The sequence below is a fragment of the Clostridioides sp. ZZV15-6597 genome, assembly GCF_020657815.1.
Lineage (GTDB): Bacteria > Bacillota > Clostridia > Peptostreptococcales > Peptostreptococcaceae > Clostridioides.
Genome location: NZ_JAGWCT010000270.1, coordinates 1 through 410, shown reverse-complemented (window position 1 = coordinate 410; position 410 = coordinate 1). Strand labels below are relative to the sequence as shown.

Genomic DNA, 410 nt, shown 5'->3' with positions numbered 1-410 from the left:
ATGTGAACTACCATCCACTTAACTACCTACGGTAATGTTTGAAGTGGTGGCTTCTTGGTCAAGATAACTATTGTTATCAGTATCTCCAAGCTATTAGGCTAGTTCCTAACCCTTATGATTACCATTTATATGGCTAAGTTTAGTAGATTGATACTTGCATTGATATCTCTATCGTGGAATGCTCCACACTCTGGACATTCCCATTCTCTTAGTCCTAAGTTCTTCACTAATGGATTTTTATATCCACATTTAGAACATAATTGACTAGATGCGAAATTCTTATCTGCTACTATTATTTCTCTACCATACCAATTAGCTTTATATTCTAACATTCTTCTGAACTCCGACCAACTTGCTTCGCTTATAGCTTTCGCTAACTTATGATTTTTCACCATATTCTTTACCTTCAA

At 35.1% G+C, this 410-nt stretch carries 1 protein-coding gene; it reads right to left on the bottom strand.

The features are described from left to right. Positions 1-125 precede the first annotated feature (125 nt). Positions 126-410: transposase (locus KGF52_RS21190; protein WP_227841540.1), on the bottom strand; the 285-nt coding region annotated here is incomplete at its 5' end.